Annotated in this window: 19 protein-coding genes; 10 read left to right on the top strand and 9 right to left on the bottom strand. The window is 67.6% G+C overall.

Annotated elements, in window-relative coordinates; genetic code table 11:
* Positions 1-5: 5 nt before the first annotated feature.
* From B551_RS26950 to B551_RS00330, 7 genes are all read left to right on the top strand, one after another.
* Positions 6-386 carry a response regulator transcription factor gene (locus B551_RS26950; RefSeq protein WP_006576626.1) on the top strand — a complete coding sequence of 127 codons (381 nt, stop codon included), beginning with the start codon at positions 6-8 and terminating at the stop codon, positions 384-386.
* Positions 278-2,980 carry a sensor histidine kinase gene (locus B551_RS26945; RefSeq protein ID WP_083492477.1) on the top strand — a complete coding sequence of 901 codons (2,703 nt, stop codon included), beginning with the start codon at positions 278-280 and terminating at the stop codon, positions 2,978-2,980. The genes B551_RS26950 and B551_RS26945 overlap by 109 nt, the downstream gene beginning before the upstream one ends.
* A gap of 177 nt (positions 2,981-3,157) precedes the next feature.
* Positions 3,158-3,838: a (2Fe-2S)-binding protein gene (locus B551_RS00350; protein ID WP_006576624.1), complete on the top strand. Its 681-nt coding sequence runs from the start codon at positions 3,158-3,160 to the stop codon at positions 3,836-3,838.
* Positions 3,838-4,821 carry a xanthine dehydrogenase family protein subunit M gene (locus B551_RS00345; RefSeq protein ID WP_023263275.1) on the top strand — a complete coding sequence of 328 codons (984 nt, stop codon included), beginning with the start codon at positions 3,838-3,840 and terminating at the stop codon, positions 4,819-4,821. Before B551_RS00350 ends, B551_RS00345 begins: the two co-directional genes overlap by 1 nt.
* Before the next feature lie 52 nt (positions 4,822-4,873).
* Positions 4,874-7,099, top strand: coding sequence for a xanthine dehydrogenase family protein molybdopterin-binding subunit (locus tag B551_RS00340; RefSeq protein ID WP_043436538.1), 2,226 nt, complete (start codon positions 4,874-4,876; stop codon positions 7,097-7,099).
* Positions 7,100-7,122: 23 nt separating this feature from the next.
* Complete coding sequence (locus B551_RS00335) at positions 7,123-8,871, top strand: FAD-dependent oxidoreductase (protein WP_006576623.1); 1,749 nt, start codon at positions 7,123-7,125, stop codon at positions 8,869-8,871.
* Positions 8,872-9,016: 145 nt separating this feature from the next.
* The gene (locus B551_RS00330) at positions 9,017-9,370 is read left to right on the top strand and encodes a hypothetical protein (protein WP_006576622.1); all 354 of its coding nucleotides are present in this window, start codon (positions 9,017-9,019) and stop codon (positions 9,368-9,370) included.
* 115 nt (positions 9,371-9,485) lie between these two features.
* Here B551_RS00330 and B551_RS00325 read toward each other — a convergent pair whose 3' ends face one another.
* Positions 9,486-10,412: a LysR family transcriptional regulator gene (locus B551_RS00325; protein WP_006576621.1), complete on the bottom strand. Its 927-nt coding sequence runs from the start codon at positions 10,410-10,412 to the stop codon at positions 9,486-9,488.
* Positions 10,413-10,578: 166 nt separating this feature from the next.
* Here B551_RS00325 and B551_RS00320 point away from each other — a divergent pair, with 166 nt between their 5' ends.
* A complete protein-coding gene (locus B551_RS00320) occupies positions 10,579-11,769 on the top strand; it encodes an MFS transporter (protein ID WP_043436536.1) in 1,191 nt (396 codons plus the stop codon).
* Here the strand turns inward: B551_RS00320 and B551_RS00315 are convergent.
* Together B551_RS00315 and B551_RS27310 are read right to left on the bottom strand one after the other, a co-directional pair.
* Positions 11,738-12,244 (bottom strand): hypothetical protein, encoded by a 507-nt coding sequence (locus B551_RS00315; protein WP_006576620.1) that lies wholly within the window; start codon positions 12,242-12,244, stop codon positions 11,738-11,740. The genes B551_RS00320 and B551_RS00315 overlap by 32 nt on opposite strands.
* Entirely contained in the window at positions 12,144-12,545 is a 402-nt protein-coding gene (locus tag B551_RS27310) for a nucleotidyltransferase domain-containing protein (protein WP_369118716.1), read from the bottom strand. The genes B551_RS00315 and B551_RS27310 overlap by 101 nt, the downstream gene beginning before the upstream one ends.
* 131 nt (positions 12,546-12,676) lie before the next feature.
* On the opposite strand from B551_RS27310, the gene B551_RS00305 reads away from it, so the two are divergent.
* Positions 12,677-12,889, top strand: coding sequence for a DUF3820 family protein (locus B551_RS00305; protein WP_006576618.1), 213 nt, complete (start codon positions 12,677-12,679; stop codon positions 12,887-12,889).
* On the opposite strand, the gene B551_RS00300 is transcribed toward B551_RS00305, so the two are convergent.
* Together B551_RS00300 and B551_RS00295 are read right to left on the bottom strand one after the other, a co-directional pair.
* Positions 12,886-13,830, bottom strand: a complete 945-nt coding sequence (locus tag B551_RS00300; RefSeq protein ID WP_006576617.1) for a cation diffusion facilitator family transporter — start codon at positions 13,828-13,830, stop codon at positions 12,886-12,888. The two genes, B551_RS00305 and B551_RS00300, sit on opposite strands and share 4 nt — an antisense overlap.
* 68 nt (positions 13,831-13,898) lie before the next feature.
* Positions 13,899-14,834: a LysR family transcriptional regulator gene (locus B551_RS00295; RefSeq protein ID WP_006576616.1), complete on the bottom strand. Its 936-nt coding sequence runs from the start codon at positions 14,832-14,834 to the stop codon at positions 13,899-13,901.
* A 148-nt stretch (positions 14,835-14,982) separates the two neighbouring features.
* On the opposite strand from B551_RS00295, the gene B551_RS00290 reads away from it, so the two are divergent.
* Positions 14,983-15,744, top strand: a complete 762-nt coding sequence (locus B551_RS00290; protein WP_006576615.1) for an SDR family NAD(P)-dependent oxidoreductase — start codon at positions 14,983-14,985, stop codon at positions 15,742-15,744.
* Positions 15,745-15,842: 98 nt separating this feature from the next.
* Here the strand turns inward: B551_RS00290 and B551_RS00285 are convergent, their stop codons facing one another.
* The 4 genes from B551_RS00285 to B551_RS00270 all read right to left on the bottom strand — a co-directional run bounded on the left by B551_RS00285 (position 15,843) and on the right by B551_RS00270 (position 23,271).
* Positions 15,843-17,330 (bottom strand): efflux transporter outer membrane subunit, encoded by a 1,488-nt coding sequence (locus B551_RS00285; RefSeq protein WP_043436494.1) that lies wholly within the window; start codon positions 17,328-17,330, stop codon positions 15,843-15,845.
* A gap of 127 nt (positions 17,331-17,457) precedes the next feature.
* Positions 17,458-20,658, bottom strand: a complete 3,201-nt coding sequence (locus B551_RS00280) for an efflux RND transporter permease subunit (RefSeq protein ID WP_006575564.1) — start codon at positions 20,656-20,658, stop codon at positions 17,458-17,460.
* Positions 20,659-20,909: 251 nt separating this feature from the next.
* Positions 20,910-22,157 (bottom strand): efflux RND transporter periplasmic adaptor subunit, encoded by a 1,248-nt coding sequence (locus B551_RS00275; protein WP_006575563.1) that lies wholly within the window; start codon positions 22,155-22,157, stop codon positions 20,910-20,912.
* 193 nt (positions 22,158-22,350) lie between these two features.
* Positions 22,351-23,271: an alpha/beta hydrolase gene (locus B551_RS00270; RefSeq protein ID WP_006575562.1), complete on the bottom strand. Its 921-nt coding sequence runs from the start codon at positions 23,269-23,271 to the stop codon at positions 22,351-22,353.
* Positions 23,272-23,462: the final 191 nt, after the last annotated feature.

Genomic DNA, 23,462 nt, shown 5'->3' with positions numbered 1-23,462 from the left:
AGGCAATGGTATTCGCGCCGGACTCAGTGGTTGCCGTGATCGACGACGACCCGACGATCGTCGAGTCGATATCCGACCTTCTTGCCTCCGTAGGCCACGCCACGCTGTGCTTTGCAACGGCCACCGCGTTGCTGGAGTGCCCCTATCTCGATGCCATCGCATGCCTGATCTCGGACATTCGCATGCCGGTGATCAACGGATGGCAGCTTGCCGCGATCCTGCAGCAAAGGCGGCCGGGCCTGCAGGTGGTATTGATGACGGCACACGATCCAGCCGAATGCGGTACGCATGCGCTGCCGCCGGATTCGGTACGGATACTGCGCAAGCCATTCGAGGCCCAGCAGTTGTTGAGCGCCGTCGAGCACGCCATTGGCTCCAGACGATGATCGCCTCGACATCCGTACCAGAGTACGAGCCCGTCGACCTGCTGCGCCAGGCGACAAGGCAAGCAGCGGCAAGCGGCGATGCCGGCCTTGCCTGCCGGCTGGCGAACCGGATCGGCATGTATCTGCTGATGCGCGGCCACGCGCTGCAACAGGACTACGACGAAGTCCTCGCTTACCTCGAACTGGCACGGGCCTCGGGATCGTCCGAGTCCGCGAAGCTGGTGGAGGTCCCGGAGCGGACGTTTGCATGCCTGATGGGAAAGACCTGCCATCTCGCGGACTTCAACGATGGCGCCTTCGATGGCCGGCGCTTCGAAAGCAGCGTCGCCGGTTCGGGCATGACCTTGCTGGTTCATTCCTATTGGGCCAGCAAGGTCATGCTCCACTACCTGGCGGGCGATCCCAACGCCGCTCTGGCTGCCGCTGCAGCCGTGTTTGGCGAGCGATCCGGGCACAATGCGGATGCCTTCGATGCCGACCACCCGGAACAGGCCGAATGCCACTTCTTCACCGCGCTGGCGATCTGCGCGACCCTGCGCAATGTCACCACGCGAAACGCCGAGCCCCTGCGCGCGCGCCTGGCCCGGCATCGGGCGCTGATCGGCGATTGGGCGCGGGCCACGGGCACGGCGATGGCCGCCTGTCGCCATCTCTTGCTGAGCGCCGAGATCGCGGACCTCGATGGCGACGGGCTGGCGGCGGAAAAGCTGTACGACGACAGCGCGCGCGCGGCCCGGCTGCACGGCTCGTTGCTGATCGAAGGACTCGCACGCGAACTGGCCAGCCGCTTCTATGCAACCCGTGGGCTCGGCCGGATCGCCACCGCCTACATCGACGACGCGCTGGACTGCTATGGTCGCTGGGGCGCCGAGGCCAAGGTCAGGCTGCTCCGTCGGTTCCATCCGCGGGCCCGTGCCCGGCTGCCGGACGGATTGGCGATTCAGGCGCGTGCAGGCGCGTCCGGGCAGACCGATCCGCAGACAGGCGACGGGATAGAGCCGGGCGCGGCCTATGGCGACGGCACGACCGAGCGCCTGACCATCACCCTGATGCAGACGCTGGCCCAGCACGCGGGCGCAGCACGTGCGGTGCTTCTGCTGTCGAGGGACGATACCCTTTCGCTGGCTGCGGAAGTCACCATCGACGGCGAAGGGACCCGGGTGAGCCTGCCCGACGACGGCAAATGGAGCGCCGCGGTACCGGAAGGCCTGATCCGCTTTGCATTGCGAACCGGTGAAACGGTCCTCGTCGACGACGCCGCCGCCGACAGCCGCTTTCAGCACGACCCCCACGTGGCCCTTCATCGCGTCAGATCGGTACTGTGCCTGCCGGTCGTCGCGCATGCCAGGCTGAAGGCGGCGCTGTATCTGGAGAACAACCTGATGGCCCGCGTCTTCGCGCAGGCCCGGCTGGACCTGCTCGAACTTCTTGCGACGCTGGCCGCCTTGTCGCTGGAGAACGCGCGGCTGTACGCCGATCTGCAGAACCGCGAATACAGGCTGCGCCGGCTGTTCGAGGTCGACGTCATCGGCATCGTGCTGTGGGATCTCGACGGCCGCCTGCTCGACGCCAATCAGGCCTTCCTGAACATGGTCGGCTACAGCCGCGAGGATGTCGAAAACGGCGCGATGAACTGGTTCGAGATGACGCCGCCGGAATGGCGCGACCAGGTCGTTCTTGAAATGGACGAAATCCGGCGGACCGGCGCGCTGCGTCCCATCGAGAAAGAGTACTTTCGCAAGGACGGCACCCGGCTTCCGGTCCTGATGGGCGCCACCGCCTTCGACGAGGCCGTTCAGCAAGGGATCGCCATCGTGCTGGACCTGAGCCAGCAGAAGCAGGCCGAGGCGCGGGCGCTCGCCATCGAGCGCCGCAATCGGATGCTGCATGCGGAGCTGGCCCACACCAACCGGCTGGTCACGATGGGCCATCTGTCGGCATGGATCGCGCACGACGTCAAGCAGCCACTGGCCGGACTGGTCACCAGCGCCAATGCCGGATTGCGCTGGCTCGCGGCAAACCCGCCGAACATCGAGGCCACCGTACGCGCGCTCGAGCGCGTGATGCGCGACAGCGCAAGGGCGACCGACATTCTGGACCGCACGCGGGCCCTGATGCGAAAGGCACCGGCGCGTGTCGAAGCGGTGGATATCAACGCGGTCATCGACCAGACGCTGCCGCTGGTCGCCGCCGAGGCCGACAGCAAGGGCATCGGCATCGTGCTGGCGCTGCATCCGGGCCCGCTGTTCGCGGCCGCCGAGCGCACGCAGTTGCAGCAGGTCGTGCTGAATCTGCTGATCAATGCCGTCGAAGCGATGGATGCCGACGCCGCTGGACATCCGCGCGAACTGCGCGTCGTCAGCGCACTCGACCCGATGGGCCGCGTGATAGTCGAGATTCGGGACACCGGACCAGGGCTGCCGACGGCCGACGGCAAGGACTGCTTCGAAGCCTTCTTTACGACGAAGCCGCGCGGGCTCGGCGTCGGCCTGGCGATATGCCGGTCGATCGTGGAAGCGTTCGGCGGACAGATCTGCGCCTTGCCGAATCCGCCGCGAGGCGCGACGTTCCGCTTCCTCGTTCCGGCGCGCTGAAGCCGGCGGGCGACGGGTCCACGGCAGACTCGTTGCGCTGGCCTTGTATTGCGCTTGTATCGGCCTGGTTTGGCCCGAATCGGCATGCATTGGGTCTTGTCGCGCGGACCGCGTCCGCAACGCCCCACCGCCCACTACCATGAAATCTCCTCCTTCCCCCACCCGGAGATCAGGCCCATGGGCGATACAGCAAACCACGACGGCGAGCACCAGCTCGACGACGCGACCGGCGCGTTGAAACCACGACTGACGCGGCGACGTTTCCTGCAATCGGTCGGCGCATCCGGCGTCGGCGCAGCCAGTGTCGGCTGGATCCCGACGGCATCCGCGGCGCCCAGCGGCGGCCCTGCCGGTGGCCCTGCCGGCCGCGAAGCCGCCGATGCGCGTGCGCTGACGCTGAAGGTCAACGGAAAAACGCACACGCTTTCCGTGGCCAACAACGCGATCCTGCTCGACGTACTGCGCGATCAATTGGGCCTGACTGGCACCAAGAAGGGCTGCGACCACGGCCAATGCGGCGCCTGCACGCTGCACGTCAACGGCGTGCCCGTCAATGCGTGCCTGTCCCTCGCCGTGATGCACCAGGGCGATGACATCACCACGATCGAGGGCCTGTCGCAAGGCGAACGGCTGCATCCGGTGCAACAGGCGTTCTGGGAACACGACGCCTACCAGTGCGGCTACTGCACGGCGGGCCAGATCATGTGCGCCGTCGGCGTGATCGGCGACAAGCGTATCCCCGCCGACGACGCATCGCTGCGCGAAGCGATGAGCGGCAACATCTGCCGCTGCGGTGCCTACCGCAACATCGTCACGGCGATTCAGGACGCGCGCGGCAAACTGCGAGGAGAGAGCTGATGCGCAACTTCGAATTCTCGCGCGCGAGCAGCATCGACGAAGCGATCGCGCTGCATGCCGGTGCCGGCGACACGGTCTATCTTGCCGGCGGCACCACGCTGCTGGACCTGATGAAGCTCGACATCACGCGACCTGCCCGGCTGGTCGACATCCACCGGCTCGGGCTCGACCAGATCGAAGTGGGCGCAGACGGCCGCGTGCGCATCGGCGCCATGGTCAGCAATACGGAACTGGCGCGGCATCCCCACATCCAGCGCCACTACCCGGTGCTGTCCCAGGCCCTGCTGTCCGGCGCCAGTACCCAGCTGCGCAACAAGGCCACCACGGCGGGCAACATCATGCAGCGCGTGCGCTGCGGCTACTTCCGCGACGGCGTCTCGCCGTGCAACAAGCGCACGCCGGGGTCGGGATGCCCTGCGATCGAAGGGCTGAATCGCAATGTCCATGCCGTGCTCGGCGGCAGCGAACACTGCATTGCCGCTCATCCGTCCGACATGTGCGTGGCCATGGTGGCGATCGGCGCGACGATCCAGCTGCAGGGTCCGAATGGAAGACGAGAGGTGCCGTTCGCGCAGTTCCACCTGCTGCCAGGCAGCGAGCCGTGGAAGGAGCATGCGATCCAGCCCGGCGAGCTGATTACGCACGTCACGCTCGACCCGCCGCTGGCGCAAAGCCGGTCCGCCTACCTGAAGCTGCGCGACCGTACCTCGTATCAGTTTGCGCTGGCATCGAGCGCCATCGTGCTGGTGATGGACGGCAACGCCGTGCGCGATATCCGCATTGCGCTGGGCGGCGTCAGCACCAAGCCGTGGCGCGCCGAAGGCGCCGAGGCGGTATTGCGCGGCCAGACGCCGACGCCGGCGCTGATCCAGTCGGCCGCGGCGGCGGCGATGACCGGGGCCAAATCGTACGGGCAGAACGGCTTCAAGATCCTGCTCGGCCAGCAGGCGGTGTCCCGCAACCTGTCGACCCTGCTCGCGTAGCGCCCGTTTGCCACCTATCGATCCGCAGCCCATCCTGTTTCCGGAGATCCGCGTGACTACCAACGCCATTGGCGCCTCGCCGCGCCGTATCGATGGCCGCCTCAAGCTGACCGGCGCCGCCCCCTATACCGCCGACCGGCGCTTGCCGGGCATGTTGTACGCCTACGGCGTCTTCAGCACCATCGCCAGCGGCCGCATCGAACACATCGACGTCAGCGAAGCCATGCGCACGCCAGGCGTGGTCGATGTCCTTCATCACGATCGCTTCCTGCCGCTGCATCGCATTCCGAAGAATCCGATCTCGGCAACGGCGATCCTGACGACGGCCATCACCGACGAGCATCGGCTGCCGTTCGAGGACGCGACCATCCACTACGCCGGCCAGTTTGTCGCGCTGGTCATCGCCGATACCTTCGAGCACGCGCGGGAAGCGGCCTACAAGGTAAAGGTCAGCTACCAGCAGACGAAGGCGCTGGCGAACCTCGAACAGGCGCTCGCCGCCGGCAAGCCGCGGGACGGCGGGCGTGGACACGCACGCGGGTCGGCGGCGGCGGTCTTCGACCGGTCGCCGGTCAGGGTCGATGCGACTTACCACACGCCGGTCGAGAGCCACAATCCGATGGAGATGAACGCCACCGTCGCCTGGTGGGACGGCGGCCGCCTGCGGGTCTACGAGGCATCCCAGGGCGTCACGGTCCATCGCAACACGCTGGCGCAGATCTTCGGACTGCCGCCCGAGTACGTCACGGTCGAAGCGCCGTTCATCGGCTCCGGCTTCGGCTGCAAGCTGTTCCTGTGGCCGCATTCGGTGGCGGCCAGCGCGGCGGCCCGGATGACGGGCCGGCCGGTCAAGCTGGTGGTGCCGCGGGCGCAGATGTTTACCGCGACGGGACACCGGCCGGAGACGAAGCAGCGGCTGCGGCTGGCCGCCGACGCGAAAGGCCGGATCACGTCGATCCGGCACGAGTCGATCAATACGACGTCCTTCATCGAGCAGTACGTCGAGAACTGCGGCGGCATGACAAGCAGCATTTACGCGTGCCCGAACGTCCTGGTCAGCCACCACACTGCCGAGGTGCACCGCGGCGCCCCCACGTCGATGCGGGCGCCCGGCGCGGCCCCCGGGCTGTTCGCGCTCGAATCGGCGATCGACGAACTGGCGCTGGCCTGCGGCACCGACCCGGTCCAGTTCCGGCTCGCCAATCTGTCCACGCGCGACGAAAGCCTGAATCTGCCATGGTCCAGCAATCATTTGCGCGAGGCCATTGCCAAGGGCGCCGACAAGATCGGCTGGACCAGGCGCAATCCGCGCATCGGCTCGATGCGGGTCGGCAACGAGATCGCCGGATATGGGGTCGCGGTCTGCAACTGGGACGCGTGGCGTACGCCGGCGCAGGCGCGCGTGCAGCTGCGTGACGACGGTACCGCGATCGCCTTCTGCGCGATCCAGGACATCGGCACCGGCACCTACACGATCGCCGCGCAGACCGTCAGCGAGCTGACGGGGCTCGGCCTGGACAGGATCGAAGTCAAGCTGGGCGACTCATCGTTCCCCGCCGCGCCGGTCTCCGGGGGGTCGTGGGCGACCGCCAGCGTATTGCCGGCGATCGCCGAGGCGACGCGCAACGCCATCGCGCAACTGGGCGGCATCGCCACGCAGCCCGGCGGCGAGTTCGCCGGCGTCAAGCCGGAAGCGCTGCGCATGCGCAAGGGGCAGCTGACCGATGGCAAGCGGGCGATCGACTTTGCCGACGTGCTTCGCGCCCGGCGCTTCGCCAATGCCGAAGGCCATGCGCATACGGGCGGCACGCCGACCGACAAGGTGTCCTTCATGTCCTTCGGCGCCCATTTCGTCGAAGTGCGCTGGGACCCGGGCATTTCGCGGCTGCGCGTCGCGCGGGTCGTCAGCGCGATCGATGTCGGCCGCGTCATCAACCCGGTCATGGCGCGCAATCAGGTGGAGGGCGCGATCGTGATGGGGGTCGGCATGGCGCTGTTCGAAGCGACGGAATTCGACGAGCGCAACGGCATTCCGGGCAACAACAACTGCGCGGAATACGTGATGCCGGTGCACGCGGACCAGCCGGAGATCGACGTGATCCTGCTCGACTATCCGGACCTAGCGTTCAACGAGTTCGGCGCGCGCGGAATCGGCGAAATCGGCATCACGGGGTTGGCGGCGGCGGTTGCCAACGCGGTCCACCATGCGACCGGCAAACGGATCCGCGATCTGCCGATCACGATGGAAAAGCTGATGGACCTGCCGGCCCGGGCGTAGCGGGCGGCCAACCAGGAGCAGGCATGGATCCGACGGTCCCGCCCGACGCAGCAGGCGCGCGACAGCAGGTCGAGGCGCAAGACGATGACGGCGCGCTGGTAGCCGATGGCGGCGTGCGCGATCATCCGCGCTTTCACCAGATGTTTCCGGTGCTGGCGGACGCCGACATCGAACGGGTGCGCCGCTTCGGCTCGCTGTGCCACTTCGCCGCCGGCGACTATCTGTACCGGGCCGGCAGTCCATGCCCCGGCGTGTTCCTGCTGTTGTCGGGCAAGGTGCGGATCTCCGGCCGCGATGGATTGCGCGCCGGGCAGACCATCCACGTCTATAGCCGCCGCGGGGAGTTCACCTCGGATGTCACGCAGCTGTCGAACAAGCCGGCCGTCGTCGATGCCTGCGTGGTCGAGGATGTCGAAGCGGTGCTGTTGCGTCCCGACGAACTGAGCAAGCTGATGATCAACGAGGCGGACATCGGCGAGACCATCATCCGGGCGCTGATCCTGCGACGGGTGCTGGTGCTCGAGCGCGGCCACGGCGTCGTCCTGCTCGGTCGGCCGGGCGATGCGCGAACCCGGGGCTTGCAGAACTTCCTTCGGCGCAATGCCTTTCCGCATACCACGCTCGATGCCGAGCAGGATGCCGACGCCATCGCGCCGCTGGCCCGGCTGACGCCAAGACACGACGAGTTTCCTCTGGTGGTATGCCCCGATGGCCGGGTGCTGCGCAATCCAGACGAGCGCCACCTGGCCTCCTGCCTGGGCCTGATTCCGGACTTCGACCCGGCCCATGTCTATGACGTGGCCATCGTCGGCGCCGGACCCGGCGGATTGGCCGCGGCCGTCTACGCCGCTTCCGAAGGACTGTCGGTCGCCGTGCTCGATTGCCGTGCGCCCGGCGGGCAGGCGGGCACCAGCGCCCGCATCGAGAACTACCTGGGCTTTCCCACCGGCATCACGGGCCAGGCGCTGGCCGGCCGGGCGTTCGTGCAGGCGCAGAAGTTCGGCGCGCATATCGGCATTCCGTGCGAGGTCACGTCGCTGCACTGTGACCGGCATCCGCGCTGTGTCGAGCTCGCCGATGGCCGGCGCATCAGCGCGCGCACCGTGGTGATCGCCAGCGGCGCCGAATACCGGCGTCCCGATCTGGGCAATCTGGCCAGCCTCGAATGTTCGGGGGTCTACTACTGGGCCACGCCGGTGGAAGCCAGGCTCTGCCGCAAGGAGCCGGTGCTGCTGCTTGGAGGCGGCAACTCCGCGGGGCAGGCCGCCGTCTTCCTCGCCAGCCACGCCGAACACGTGCACATCTTTATCCGGGGCGCGAGTCTCGCGCTCGGCATGTCGCGCTACCTGGTCGATCGCATCGGCTCGCTGCCGAACGTCACCGTGCATACCCGGACCGAGCTGACGCAGCTCGAGGGCGAGGGAAGGCTCGAACGCGTGCACTACCGCGGCGCCGGCGGCATCGAAGGTGCCATGTCTGCGCGCCATCTGTTCGTCTTCATCGGCGCCGATCCCAAGACGGGCTGGCTGGGCCCCTGCGGCATCGCGCTGGACAGCAAGAGCTTCGTGCTGACCGGCGCCGACCTGCCATCGCCTTCGAGCGCGGAGCTGCCGCTGCAAACCAGTGCGGCAGGCGTCTTTGCGATCGGCGACGTGCGTTCTGGATCGACCAAGCGTGTCGCCTCGGCCGTTGGCGAGGGGGCCGCCGTCGTGTCCCAGATTCACCGCTTCCTGAGCGACCATGCGCTGACCGCGACAGCGGCCCGCGCATGACCCAACGTGGAACGGATCCACTGTTCCATGCAATCCGCGCCGGCAATCGCGGCGCCAGACGATGAGGTAGATGATGCTGAAAAGACCTTTCCCTTCGCAGACGACGGCGCCGATTTCGACGGCTTCCACGCGCGGACTCGTTGGCATGGCGATCGCCGCCATGGTGACGTTCGGCGCAATGTCATCGGCCAACGCACAGACCACCGGCGCACGCGATCCCTACTCGCAGGGCGCACGTTCGGACCGATTCGATCCTTATACGCAGGGCGCGCGTTCGGACCGATTCGACCCGTACACGCAGGGCGCCCGTACCGAGCAGCGCTCGACGCTCGCATCGAACGGCAAGGCCAAGGGGCCCAAGGCCGGCGCGCGCAACCCGTACAGCCAGGGTGCCAGGGCCGGTGCGCGCAATCCTTACAGCGACGGCGCCAGGAGCGGTCCGCGCAATCCCTATTCGGACGGCGCGCACAAGGGCGGCAAATCGAAGCTGAAATCGTGACAGGTGTGTTGGCGGTGGCGACCGGCCCACGACCGGCTCGTCCGGTCCATGGCGTGGCCGCCGCCGCGCGCCACCGGCTTTTGTTGAAGGATCGCGGGCGCGCATCCGTTTCGGTTCAGCCTCCGCGGCTGCCGCCGCGTTCCCACGGCGGAACATCGCCGAAGCGCTCGGCCAGGAAATCAACCAGTGCCCGCACACGGGGCGGCACCAGCCGTCTCTGCGGCATCACCGCATAGATGCCGGTGTCGGCGATCTGGTAGTCCGGCAACACCTGCACCAGCTGGCCGGCCCGCAGCATCGCGCAGACATGCCAGTACGAATGCAGCGCGATGCCGAGCCCGCCCAGCGCCGCGTCCGACAGCAATTCGCCGGTATTGGCCTCGATCCGGCCTCGTACCCGTACCGCGATCTCGCGGCCGTCGGGGCCCTCCAGCCGCCACAGGTCCTGCCGCCCCTGGCTTCCTACCAGCACCAGGCATTCGTGCCGGGACAGGTCGTCGGGCGTGCGCGGCGTGCCATGACGGCGCAGATATTCCGGGGACGCGCACAGCAGCCGCCGATTGTTGGCGAGCTTGCGGGCCACCAGCGTCGAATCGTCGAGCGCGCCGATGCGCACCGCCAGATCGAAGCCGGCGCTGACCAGATCCACCACGCGGTCGTCCAGATGGATGTTCAGCCGCAGTTGCGGATGCCGCGCCATGAATTCGGGCAACAACGGCGACAGGTACTGGCGGCCGAACGACGACGCCGTGGTCACCCGCAGCGTACCGGTGACCTCGCCACCGGCCCGGCGCAACGAACTGCCAAGCGCCTCCAGTTCCTCGACGAGCCCCCGGCCCTGCTCGGCAAGCGCCGCGCCTTCGGGCGTCGCGTGCAGCCTGCGGGTGGTCCGATGCAGCAGCCGCACGCCCAGATCCTGTTCCAGCCGCTTCAGGCGCTGACTGGCCACGGCCACCGACAGGTCGAGACTGCGCGCCGCTGCGCTGATCGAGCCGAGGTCCAGCACGCGCAGGAACAGCGCGATATCGCCGATACGGTCCATGACTATCAATCAAATATTGAAACTGATTCATGATACCGCCGGTTTTTCAAAAAGATGGGGGCGGGCAAACTGCGGACCTTCCAATAGGAGAGTTGTCATGGCCGCCCCGCCTACCGCCACCATCCCGCCCAATAACAACCCCACTGCCAAGCCCGCGCGCGCCGGCATGCCGCTGGCCCTCTACGCGCTGACCGCCGGCTCCTTCGGCATCGGCTGCGCCGAATTCGTGATCATGGGCCTGCTGCTGCAGGTCAGCGCCGATCTGCACGTGTCCATTGCGTCGGCCGGCATGCTGGTGTCCGGCTACGCGTTCGGCGTCGCCGCCGGCGCGCCGATCCTGACGCTGCTGACCCGGCGCATGCCGCGCAAGGCGGTGCTGCTGGCGCTGATGGTGATCTACACCGTCGGCAATGCGGCCTGCGCACTGGCGCCGGACTACACCACGCTGATGATCGCCCGCGTGATCACGTCGCTGACGCATGGCACCTTCTTTGGCGTCGGCGCCGTAGTGGCGACCGGGCTGGTGCCGGAAGATCGCCGTGCCTCGGCGATCTCGGTGATGTTCTCGGGCCTGACGCTGGCCACGCTGCTCGGCATGCCGGCAGGCGCCTGGCTCGGCCTGCATCTGGGCTGGCGCTCGACCTTCTGGGCGATGACGCTGATCGGACTGGTGTCGCTGGCCGTGATCGGCCTGCTGGTCAAGGCCAGCCGCGACCACAGCGCGCCGGCCTCGCTGAAGGACGAACTGGCGACCATGGTGCGCCCGCAGGTGATGCTGGGCCTTGCCATGACGATCCTGCAGGCCATCGGCATCTTCGCGGTGATCACCTACGTGCAGCCGCTGCTGACGAAGGTGGCCGGCTATGGCGAGGCGGCGGTGTCGCCGATCCTGCTGCTGTTCGGCGCCGGCATGATCGTCGGCAACCTGCTCGGCGGCCGGCTGGCCGACCGCCGTCCGGTCGCCGCGGTGCTCGCCACACTGACGTCACTCGCCTCGGTGCTGGCGCTGATGACCTTCGCCATCCACAACCAGTTCGCGGTGGTCGCCTTCGTCGGCATCCTGGGCATCGCCGCCTTCGCCACGGTGTCGCCGCTGCAACTGCGCGTGCTGCGGCACGCGCGCGGCCCGGGACAGAACCTGGCATCGAGCTTCAATATCGCCGCCTTCAATCTGGGCAATGCGCTGGGCGCCTGGCTCGGCGGCATGGTGATCGACCACGGACCGGGCCTGACCGCCCTGCCCTGGGTCGCCGCGCTGGCCCCGCTATCGGCACTGGCGGTCGCGGCCTGGAGCGTGCGGCTGGAGCGGACTCGTTCGTCGCTGCCTACGGCTGCGGCGGGGGTCGAAGCTGGTTGATGGCACTGCACAGTCGCCTTGGGTCCTTGCTGCCCTGGGAGAGCAATTCCGACTTCTCGGCATGCAGCCAGTGCAAGACGTCGCCAAGCAATGCCTTGCCTGCCTCGATGCATTCGACTACCAGTGCGGGAGGCAAGGTATCTCCGGAGTAGTCCGTGGCATTGCGCTGCTTGCGCAAGGTGTCCAGCGCGATCAGTCGTTCAACCGGTAGTCCCATGGCCACTTGCAAGGCCCGGATCGCCGTACGCTGATGCCCAGCGCGGCTAGTCGGCGTACGGTATCCGCAGGCATGCAACACAAGCATGGAGAGTTGCATGATCGCCTTGTAGGCGACATCGAAGCGGTTCTCGTTGCTCAGACCCTCGATATGGGCATCAGCGAGATTTCGCCTGACCGCGGCCAGAAGTCGCTGGATGTGCCTCCGATCCGGGACCACCACGTCGAGACTGATCCCCACCAAGTTCTGCAAGGACATGCTCGCTTCCGATCAGGAACAACTTCGGCCTGGTCAGCACGTCGGAGAGAAAGGGATCACGCTCGCTTACCCGAGTCCGCCATGCCCGCGCTGTCAATACCACGGGATTGACATCACGACCGAGCGTACCTTCGACCGGATAGAAAAGCCGTACGACTTCTCTGAAATCGATGTCGCCGACGATGAAGACGTCGACATCGCTGCCAGGAGCCGCAGCACCGCGTGCCAACGAGCCGAATACAAAGGCGGCATCGATGGCGCCGTGGCAGCGGCCGAGAGCGCCTAGCAGGGCGACATGCATCGCCTGCTGGGCTGCGATCGAGGTGGTGGACGGTTCCATGGATGGCATGTCGGATACGATTGTAGTTCTCGCCGACTCACCCGAACAGTTCGACAAGCGTTCCCATCCCGGCCGAACTGCTCGCAGCCGCCATGCAACCCGAAGACCTCCAACTCCTCGTTACCCGCACCATGCCGTTCGGCAAATACAAGGGCCGGCTGATCGCCGACCTGCCGGGCAACTACCTGAACTGGTTTGCGCGCGAAGGATTTCCGCCCGGCGAAATCGGGCGGCTGCTGGCGTTGATGCAGGAGCTCGACCACAACGGCCTGTCGCATCTGCTTGCGCCGCTGCGCAAGCGCTAGCCGGCCGCGCGGTCCATCGTGGCGCCGCCGCGGCGGACCGGGTCCATGTGGGTCATCACGTCGAGCACGTCGCGATTCTCCATCGCGCGCCGGCGGGCCTCCATTGCGATGGCATGGCCCTGCTCGACGGTCAGCATCGCCTCCATCTCCAGGTGCACGTCGACCAGGATCAGGTCGCCCATCTTGCGGGTGCGCAGGTCATGCACGCCCAGCACGCCGGGGGTCGACAACAGGCTGTGCCGGATGGCCTCGACGGTGTGGGCATCGGCGCCGCGGTCCATCAGGTCCTGCATCGCGTTCCAGCCGAAACGCCAGCCCATGCGGATGATCATCAGCCCGACCACCATCGCGGCGACGGGGTCGAGCCAGCGGTAGCCGAGCAGGCTGCCACCGATGCCGAGCGCGACCACCAGGGACGACGCGGCGTCCGAGCGCGAATGCCACGCGTTCGCCGCCAGCATGCTCGAGCGAACGCGGTGCGCGACCGCCAGCAGATAGCGGAACAGCGATTCCTTCAACACCAGCGTGCCGAGCGCCACCCACAGCGCCACCATGCCGACCGGCGGCGTGTCCGCGGCGGGGTCCACCTTGCCGGCGGCCGACCACAGCATGCCGGCGCCGACGGCCAGCAGCAGCACGCCAAGCGCCAGCGAAGCCGCGTTCTCGAAGCGTTGGTGCCCGTACTGATGGTCTTCGTCGGGCCCCTTGCCGCTGTGTATGCCGGCGAACAGCACGATGAAATCGGACAGCATGTCCGACAGCGAATGGACGGCATCGGCCAGCAGCGCCTGCGAGCCGGCCAGGATGCCGGTGATGGCCTGGGCCGCGGTCAGCACCAGATTGACCGCGACGCTGACCAGCGTGCTGCGGCGCGCGGCGCGCTGCCGCAGCGCGGCATCGCCAGGGTCGTGGGTGGGCTCGGTGGGACGGGGCTTGCTCATGGCCTCGACTGTACCGCAGCGGCGTGTGCAGTTCACCAAGCAGGCTGCCGTCGCCGGACACCAACGGCTCATGCCGGCAAGGCGCTGCGCGGGCTTGACGGCATCGGTTCGAGATGCGGTTCGAGGACCTGTGCGATCCAATCCATGAAGACGCGCACGCGCCGCGGCAGGTTGCGCCGCTGCGCATAGAGCAGTGTCACGGGCATCGGCGGCGGTGGACAGCCCGGCAGGACTTCGACCAGCTCTCCTGCGGCCAGCCTTGACTGCATCGCCATGGCGGGTACCTGGATGATGCCAAGCCCTGCCACGGCCGCGGCTTCGTAGGCGGCGCCGTTGTTGACGGTGACGCTGCCCGCCATCGGCAATGCCGCATGGCCGCCGCCGTCCGGATATTCGAATCCGACCGGGCGCTGCCCCAACGTGCCGGCGTAGTGCACCAGCCGATGATCGCGAAGATCCTCGATGCTGCGCGGCGTGCCATGGCGACGCAGATAGTCCGGACTGGCGCAGTTGATCAGCCGTATCGCCCCCAGGGGCCGCGCCACGAGGCTGCTGTCGTCGAGCGTGCCGACGCGAACCACGCAGTCGAAGCCTTCGCGCACGACATCGACGCGACGGTCGGTGCCGCTGATCTCGATCGAAAGCTCGGGATACCGGTCCAGGAATTCCGGCAGTCGCGGAATCACGAAGCGCGATGCCATGCCCGCCGGCATGTCGACACGCAAGCGGCCCTTCAGCGCGCCACCGTCTCGCTGGAACATGCCGTGCAACTCGTCCATGTCATCGAGCAGATCCCGCGCACGCTCGTAGAACGCCTGCCCGTCCGCGGTCAGCTGGACCCGGCGCGTGGTCCGATGGAAGAGTTGCGTGCCAAGGCTGGCCTCCAGCCGCTGCACGGCGATCGATACCGCGGCCTTGGACAGCGCGAGGCTGTCCGCGGCCCGGGCGAAACCGCCGAGTTCGGCGACGCGCAGAACGATGCGCAGCGTGTCGAGGGAATCCATGGGCCGGATCGTTGGTCAATTGTTTACGTATTGCAAACATAGCTGCCACATGGCGGCAGTTTATGCGCTCCGGTCGAATCAATAAAGTGGACACATGCGGCGCCACCGCATCCGAAACGCAACCCGAACTTCCACCGGAGTCCACTTGATGACCACTACCTCCACCATCGCCGTGATCACCGGCGGCAGCCGCGGCCTCGGCCGCAATGCCGCGATCCACCTCGCCCGCCAGGGCACCGACGTGATCCTGACCTACCGGGGCCATCGTGCCGAGGCCGAGCGTGCCGTCGCGGAAATCGAGGGGCTGGGCCGGCGCGCCGCCGCGCTGCAACTGGACGTGGGCGACAGCCGGACCTTCGCCGGCTTCGCCGCGCAGGTCGAGTCCGTACTGGCCGGCTGGGGCCGCAACCGTTTCGACTTCCTGTTGAACAACGCCGGCATCGGCCTGCATGCGAGCTTTGCCGAAACCACCGAAGACCAGTTCGACGAACTGATGCGCATCCATCTGAAGGCACCGTTCTTCCTGACGCAGGCCTTGCTGCCGCTGATTGCGGACGGCGGGCGCATCCTCAATGTGTCGACCGGCCTGGCGCGCTTTGCGCTGCCCGGTTACTCGGCCTACGCGACGATGAAGGGCGGCGTCGAAGTGCTGACGCGCTATCTGGCCAAGGAGCTGGGCGAGCGCGGCATCAGCGTCAACACGCTGGCGCCCGGTGCCATCGAGACCGATTTCAGCGGGGGCGCCGTGCGCGACAACGCGGAGGTCAATGCCTTCGTATCCTCCGTGACCGCATTGGGCCGGCCCGGCAAGCCGGACGACATCGGCGCCGTCGTGGCGGCATTGTTCGCACCCGGTACGGGCTGGATCAACGCGCAACGCGTCGAGGCCTCGGGCGGCATGATGCTTTGATAAAAAAAAGGCCGGTGAAAGACCGGCCTCTTGTTGCGGCATGGCCGCTGCCTGCTCCACGCTGGCAGCGGCCGTTCTGCGTTATTGCCTCGCCACGATCAACGTGCCGCCGCGTCGCTCGGCGCCTGCACCGGCCCCCATCCGCCGCCCAGGCTCCGCACCAGCGCCACCGTCGCGGCGGCGCGCAGGCCCGCCACCTGATTGGCCGCGCGCTGCGATTGCAGCACGGTACGGTCCGCATCGATCACGGTCAGATAGTCGACCGCGCCGGCGTCGTAGCGGCTGCGCGAGATCCGCTGGGCGCGGCGTGCGCCGGCCAGCGCGCTGTCGAGCGCGCTCGCCTGCTGCGACAGCCAGCGGACGTCGGCCAGCCCGTCCTCCACCTCGCGGAACGCCACCAGCACGGTCTGCCGGTAGGCTGCCACCGCTTCCTCATGCTGGGCCCGTGCCGCCGCCAGATTGGCGCGGTTGCGGCCGCCGTCGAAGATCGGCGCCGCGATGGTCGAGCCGATCAGCGGACCGAGCAGCCACGCACGCGAGGACCAGCGGAACAGGTTGGACAGCTCGCTGGACTCGAAGCCGAACACGCCGGTCAGCGAAATGCGCGGGAAGAAGGCCGACTTGGCGACGCCGATGCGGGCGTTCGCCGCGGCCATCAGGCGCTCGGCCTGTGCGATGTCGGGCCGGCGCTCGAGCAGTTCGGACGGCAGGCCGGCCGGAATCGCGACCGGCGCAGCGTCGAAGGGCCGCTCGGCCAGTGCGAACTGGGCCGGCGGCACGCCGGTCAGCACCGCCAGCGCATGCTCCTGATTGGCGCGACGGCGTTCGACGTCGGCCAGATCCGCACGCGCGGTGCCAAGCTCCGCTTCGGCGCGTGCCGGGTCCAGGTCGGTGGTTTCGCCGGCATCGAAACGGCGCTTGAGCAGCCGTACCGCGTCCTCGCGCAGCGCGATGGTGGCGCGCAGCAGCTGACGCTCGGCATCGAGCGTGCGCAGCGTGAAATAGGCCTGCGCGACATCGGCCTGCAGTGTCAGCTGCACCGAGCGGAACAGGTCCTCGGCGGCCTCGCCCTCGGCACGCGCGGCGCGCACGCTGTCGGCTACGCGGCCGAACAGGTCGAGCTCGTAGCTGGCGATGGCACGTGCACGCAGCACGGTGCGCGGCGATACCGGCGTGCCGTCGGGCAAGCCGAGCGACGCTGCCGACGGCTGCGACCGGGTCGGATCGAGACCCACACTCAGTTGCGGATACAGATCGGCCTCGGCCACGCCGGTGAACGCGCGCGCCTGCTTGACCCGCGCCGCGGCCGCGGCCAGGTCCTGGTTATTGCTGTTGGCCGCTTCGATCAGGCGGTCGAGCCCCGCATCGCCGAACAGCTTCCACCATTGGCCGCGTTCGGCACCCTCGGCGGGTGTGGCCACTTTCCATTGCGCGCCTTCGGCCTGCGCGGCCTCGGCCTCCTTGAAGGCCGGCATGGTCGCGGTTTCCGGCACCTTGTAGGTCGGCGCCAGCGAGCAGCCTGCCAGCACCAGCGCGGCGGCCAGCGTGGCCAGCCGCGGCATCCACGATTGCAGGTTTGCTGTCATTTGTTCATCCTCGAATTCTTCGTTGTCGACTTGCAGTCGGCTCGTCGTCGCTCTTCAGTTCGTGGCTTGCCGCCGGCGTGCTCCCTCTCCCGCTTGCGGGAGAGGGGAGCAACCCCGCGGCATGCGCTCAATGCTGCGGTTCGGCCAATGCCACCGTGCGTTCCGGCCGTGCTTCCGGCGCCGGCTCCGGCTCGGCCTTGCCCCGCGTGGCGAGCTTGCGCAGCGCCACGTAGAACACCGGCGTCAGGAACAGGCCAAAGAACGTCACGCCCAGCATGCCGGCGAACACGGCCACGCCCATCGCGTGGCGCATCTCCGCGCCGGCACCGGTCGACACCACCAGCGGCACCACGCCCATGATGAAAGCGAACGAGGTCATCAGGATCGGGCGCAGACGCAGGCGGCTCGCCTCGATCGCGGCCTGCACGATGGTGCGGCCCTGATGCTCCAGCTCGCGGGCAAACTCCACGATCAGGATCGAGTTCTTCGCCGACAACCCGACCAGCACGATGAAGCCGATCTGCGTGAAGATGTTGTTGTCCCCCCGCGTCAGCCAGACCCCGGTCAGCGCGGCCAGCAACGACAGCGGCACGATGAGGATCACCGCCAGCGGCAGCGTCAGGCTCTCGTACTGCGCGGCCAGCACCAGGAACACCAGCAGCACGCACAGCGGGAAGATCCACACACCCGCGTTGCCGGCCAGGATGTCCTGATAGGTCAGCTCGGTCCATTCGAACTTGATGCCCTTCGGCAGCGTCTCCGCGGCGATGCGCTCGGCCGCAGCCTGCGCCTGGCCCGAAGAGAAGCCGGGCGCCGGTCCGCCGTTCATGTCCGCGGCGGTAAAGCCGTTGTACCGCACCACGCTGTCCGGGCCGAAGCTCTGCTTGACCTGCACCAGCGACGACAGCGGCACCATCTCGCCGGCGGCGTTGCGCGTCTTCAGCTGCAGGATGTCCTCGGCATGCTGGCGGTAGCTGGCATCCGCCTGGACCTTGACCTGATAGGTACGGCCGAACTTGTTGAAGTCGTTGACGTAGGCAGAACCGAGATAGGTCTGCAGCGTGTCGAACACGTCCGTCACCGGCACGCCGAGCTGCTTGGCCTTGACACGGTCGAGCTGAACGTCCAGCTGCGGCACGTTGACCTGGTAGTTGCTGAAGATGCCGGCCAGTTCCGGCGTGGCGCGCGCCTTAGTGGCGAACGCATTGGTCGCGGCAAACAGCGCGTCGTAGCCCAGCGCGGCCCGGTCCTCGATCATCAGCTTGAAGCCGCCGATGGTGCCCAGACCCTGCACCGGGGGCGGCGGGAACACCGCGATGAACGCGTCCTGGATCGCTCCGTACTGCTGGTTCAGCTGCGCCGCGATGGCGTTGCCGCTCAGGTCTTCGGACTTGCGCTCCTCGAACGGCTTGAGCGTGGCGAACACGATGCCGGCGCTCGGGCTGTTGGTGAAACCATTGATCGACAGGCCCGGGAACGCCACCGCCGATTCCACGCCGGGATGCTTCAGCGCGATCTCGGACATGCGGCGAATCACGTCCTCGGTGCGGTCCAGCGTCGCGCCGTCAGGCAGCTTGGCGAAGCTGACCAGGTACTGCTTGTCCTGCGCCGGCACGAAGCCCTTCGGTACCAGCTGGAAGATGCCCCAGGTCAGCACCAGCATCACGGCATAGACACCGAACACCGCGCCCTTGCGGCGGACCACGCCCTTGACACCCTGTCCGTAGCGCTCGGAACTGGCGCCGAAGAAGCGGTTGAAGCGCTTGAAGAAGCCGCCCAGCACGCGGTCCATCGCCCGCGACAGCCAGTCCTTCGGTGCGTCATGGCTGCGCAGCAGCAGCGCGGACAGCGCCGGCGACAGCGTCAGCGAGTTGAATGCCGAGATGATCGTCGAGATCGAGATCGTCAGCGCGAACTGCTTGTAGAACTGGCCGGTCAGGCCCGTCATGAACGCCAGCGGCACGAAGACGGCGCACAGCACCAGCGCGATCGCGATGATCGGGCCGCTGACTTCGCGCATCGCCTGGTAGGTGGCTTCCTTCGGCGACAGACCCTGCTCGATATTGCGCTCGACGTTCTCGACCACCACGATCGCATCGTCGACCACGATACCGATCGCCAGCACGAGACCGAACAGCGACAGCGCATTGATCGAGAAGCCGAACGCGTACATCAGGCCGAACGTGCCGACGATCGATACCGGCACCGCCAGCAGCGGGATGATCGATGCGCGCCAGGTCTGCAGGAACAGGATCACGACCAGCACCACCAGTGCGATCGCCTCGAACAGCGTGTGCGTGACCGCCTCGATACTGTGCCGCACGAACTGCGTCGGATCGTAGACGATGCTGTAGTCGACGCCGTCCGGGAAGTTCTCCTTGAGCTCTTCCATGGTCTTGCGCACGTCGTCCGAAATCTGGATCGCGTTCGAGCCCGGAGCCTGGAAGATCGGAATCGCGACCGCCGGCTTGTTGTCGAGCAGCGAGCGCAGCGCGTATTCGGACGCGCCCAGTTCGATGCGCGCGACATCGCGCAGATAGGTCACGCCGCCGTCCGGCGAGGTGCGCACGATGATGCCGCCAAACTCCTCCTCGGAGTTCAGGCGGCCCTGGGCGTTGACCGACAGTTGCAGGTCGGTGCCCGGCAGCGACGGCGAGGCGCCGATCACGCCGGCCGCCACCTGCACGTTCTGCTCGCGGATCGCGCGCACCACGTCGCTGGCGGCGAGCTGGCGCTCGGCCATCTTCTCGGGATCGAGCCAGACGCGCATCGCGTAGTCGCCCGAGCCGAACAGCTGCACCTGGCCCACGCCCTGGATACGGGCCAGACGATCCTTGACGTTGATCACCGCGTAGTTGCGCAGGTAGGTCATGTCATAGCGATCGTTCGGCGAGACCAGGTGGACCACCATGGTCAGGTCGGGCGAGCTCTTGACGGTCGTGATGCCGAGCCGGCGCACGTCCTCGGGCAGGCGCGGCTCGGCCTGCGACACGCGGTTCTGCACGAGCTGCTGGGCCTTGTCCGGGTCGGTGCCCAGCTTGAAGGTCACGGTCAGCGTCAGCAGGCCGTCGCTGTTGGACTGCGAGGACATGTACAGCATGTCTTCGACGCCGTTGATCTGCTCTTCCAGCGGCGAGGCCACGGTTTCCGCGATCACCTTCGGGTTCGCGCCGGGATATTGCGCACGCACCACGACGGACGGCGGCACGACTTCCGGATACTCGGAAATCGGCAGCTTGAACATGGCGATCGCACCGATCAGGAAGATCAGCACCGATAGCACGCCGGCGAAAATCGGCCGGTCGATAAAGAATTTCGAGAGGTTCATGACGGGTCTCGATAAAAAGGGAGCCCCCTGGCGGTCCGCTGGGGACGCCATGGAAAAGCATATGGGCGATGAAATGGCGCGGGATCGGTGTCCTCCCTCTCCCGCTTGCGGGAGAGGGCCGGGGAGAGGGCCATGCGCTGGCAATGGCGCGGTCGGTTCATCGACTGCCCTGCCCTCTCCCCAACCCCTCTCCCGCAGGCGGGAGAGGGGAGTACCGGATCGTCAGGCGCCGGCGGCGTGCAGGTTCTCTATCATCCGACCGACTCCTTCTTCGCCTGCTCGGGCTGGTTGTCCGCGCTCTTCTCGGTGGCATTGCCCCGCTCGAGCTCGCGCTTGAGCGCCATGCGCACCGGCGTCGGCGCAACCGTGTCGCCCGGCCGCACGCGCTGCAGGCCATTGACCACGATGACCTCGCCCGCCTTCAGGCCGGACCGGATCACGCGCAGACCGTCATAGTTGGGCCCCATCTGGACTTCGCGATAGTTCAGCTTGTTGTCCTTGTCGACCACCAGCACGAACTTCTTGCCCTGGTCGGTGCCGATCGCACGGTCGTTGATCAGCACCGCGTCATGCGGCGCATTGCCGCCCAGCTTGACCTTGGCGTACAACCCCGGCAGCAGGCGTCCGTCCGGGTTGTCGAACACCGCCCGTACGCGGATCGTGCCGCTGCGCGGATCGAGCCGGTTGTCGACCGACTGGATGCGGCCCTCGTGCGGATGGCCTTCCTCGTTGGCCAGGCCCAGATACACCGCCATGCCCTTGCCGTTGGCGCCGCCCGCGGCGCCCGGCGCCGTGTAGCGCAGATAGCTCTGCTCGTCGATCTCGAAGCTGGCGTACACCGGCGACACCGACACCACCGTGGTCAGCGCCGGGGAATTGGCACCCGGCGCGACCAGATTGCCCACCGTGATCTCGGCGCGCGAGACGCGGCCGGTCACCGGCGACGTGATGCGGGTGTAGGCCAGGTTCAGCCTGGCGGAATCGAGCGCCGCCTGCGCGGCGCGCACGTTGGCGTTCGCCTCGCGCGCCGCGTGGATCCGTTCGTCGAATTCGCGGCGCGAGATCGCGTTGTCGTCCAGCAGCCGCTGCGCCCGCACCTGCTCGCTCTGCGCATGGCTGGCGCGCACCTGCGCGGCGGCCAGCGCGGCTTCGGCGCGTGCCACCTCGGCCGCGTAAGGACGCGGGTCGATGGTGAACAGCAGATCGCCCTTCTTGACCATCGCGCCTTCGCGGAAGTGCACCGCGTCGATGGTGCCGCCGACGCGCGGCCGCACCTCGACGCGATCGATCGCCTCCAGGCGGCCCGAGAATTCGTCCCACTCGGTAATGGTCTTGCCGATGGCGGCTGCGACATCGACCGCCGCCGCGCTGGGGGCGGGGCTCGGCACGGCTTGTGCCTCGCCGGCATGCCAGGGGCGCAGGACCGTGGTGGCCAGGCCGGTGCCCAGCACGATCACGATGGCGACGGCGATCAGGCTACGTCGGGATTGCAGCTTCATTTCTTCACTCCGTTTCGGGTTTTCTTCAACCGGAAAAGCAAAAGGACGAACGCCGCCCGCCGGGCCCGTTCGACGCCTTGCGGGTATGCAGACCCTGGGGCGCCGACGCGGGGTCCGGAGACATTCACACGCGGCTGACTTCTCGAATGGCGGTCCGCGCTAGCGTGTCAGCACCGGCGCGGCCGCGGGCACGTCACGGCGCCCAACCGGAAGGCTTGGCTGCCGGCCGGCGTTCGGCCTGTGGCGAGGCTTCGTCGCTGTCCGCGAAACGTTCTCGCAGAAAGCGCGCGCCTTCATCGACCCATACCTGACATCGGTCGTGGGATGCTTCGACACCGGCGCCACAGGCGCCGGGCATGATTCGGGTTTCCGCCGCCACGCCGCGGTCGAGCAGCTTGCGACCGAAGGCCTCGCCTTCCGGCCGCAGGGCATCGAGCTCGGCCACCTGGATCAGCGTCGGCGGCAGGCCGGCCAGACGCATCGCATGCGCCGGCGCGGCGTAGGGATGGACCGACGCCGCGGGCGTCGGCAGGTAATCGCGATAGCAAACGGCCATGCGCTGCAGCGTTTCCAGCGGCACGTGCGCCTGGCCGGCGCAGGAGGCGTGCTGCAGGCAGGGGTCGGTGACCGGGCGGATCAGCCATTGCGCGCGCGGCGCCGGCAGGCCGCGATCGCGCAGCATCTGCGCCACCGCAATCGCCAGATTGCCGCCCGCTTCCTCGCCCACCAGCGAGAAACGCATCTTGTCAACCTTGAGCCGGCGCGCCTGGCGCAATACCCATTCGGCGGTATTGAAGGCGTCTTCCGGTGCAGCCGGGAACGGATGGTCCGGAGCCAGCGAGTATTCGGGCGCGACCACTACCGCCGGGACCGCGCCGGCCAACTGGCGGGTCAGATGGGCCGCCTTCTCGATGCCGCCGTCGACGAAGCTGCCGGCATGCAGATAGAGCAACCATGGCAGCGGAGACGGCGCCCACGCGGTCGGATATCCGGCGGGATAACACACGTGCACAGCAATGGTGCGCTCGCCGCTGGCGATCTCATGCCGCACCACACGCGCCGCGGCGCCGGCCTTGGCGGGCTGGGAAGCGGTATCTTGCGTCGGCTTGGTCATGGTCTGGGTTCCGTTGCGCGGCCGCCGGAAACGGCTCGACGCATGGTTTGCATGTTGCGTTGCACCGAATTATGGTGATTGACGTAGGCGGGATAAAGGCGCAGTTTGCCAACGCACTATTCTGCGGATGGAATAATCGTGCCGGCCCCGGGTTCGTTCCGGTAGATCGTCCCCCATTCGGCCAATAACCG

The organism is Cupriavidus sp. HPC(L), assembly GCF_000307735.3.
Classification (GTDB): domain Bacteria; phylum Pseudomonadota; class Gammaproteobacteria; order Burkholderiales; family Burkholderiaceae; genus Cupriavidus.
This window is presented reverse-complemented; position numbering and strand designations above follow the sequence as displayed.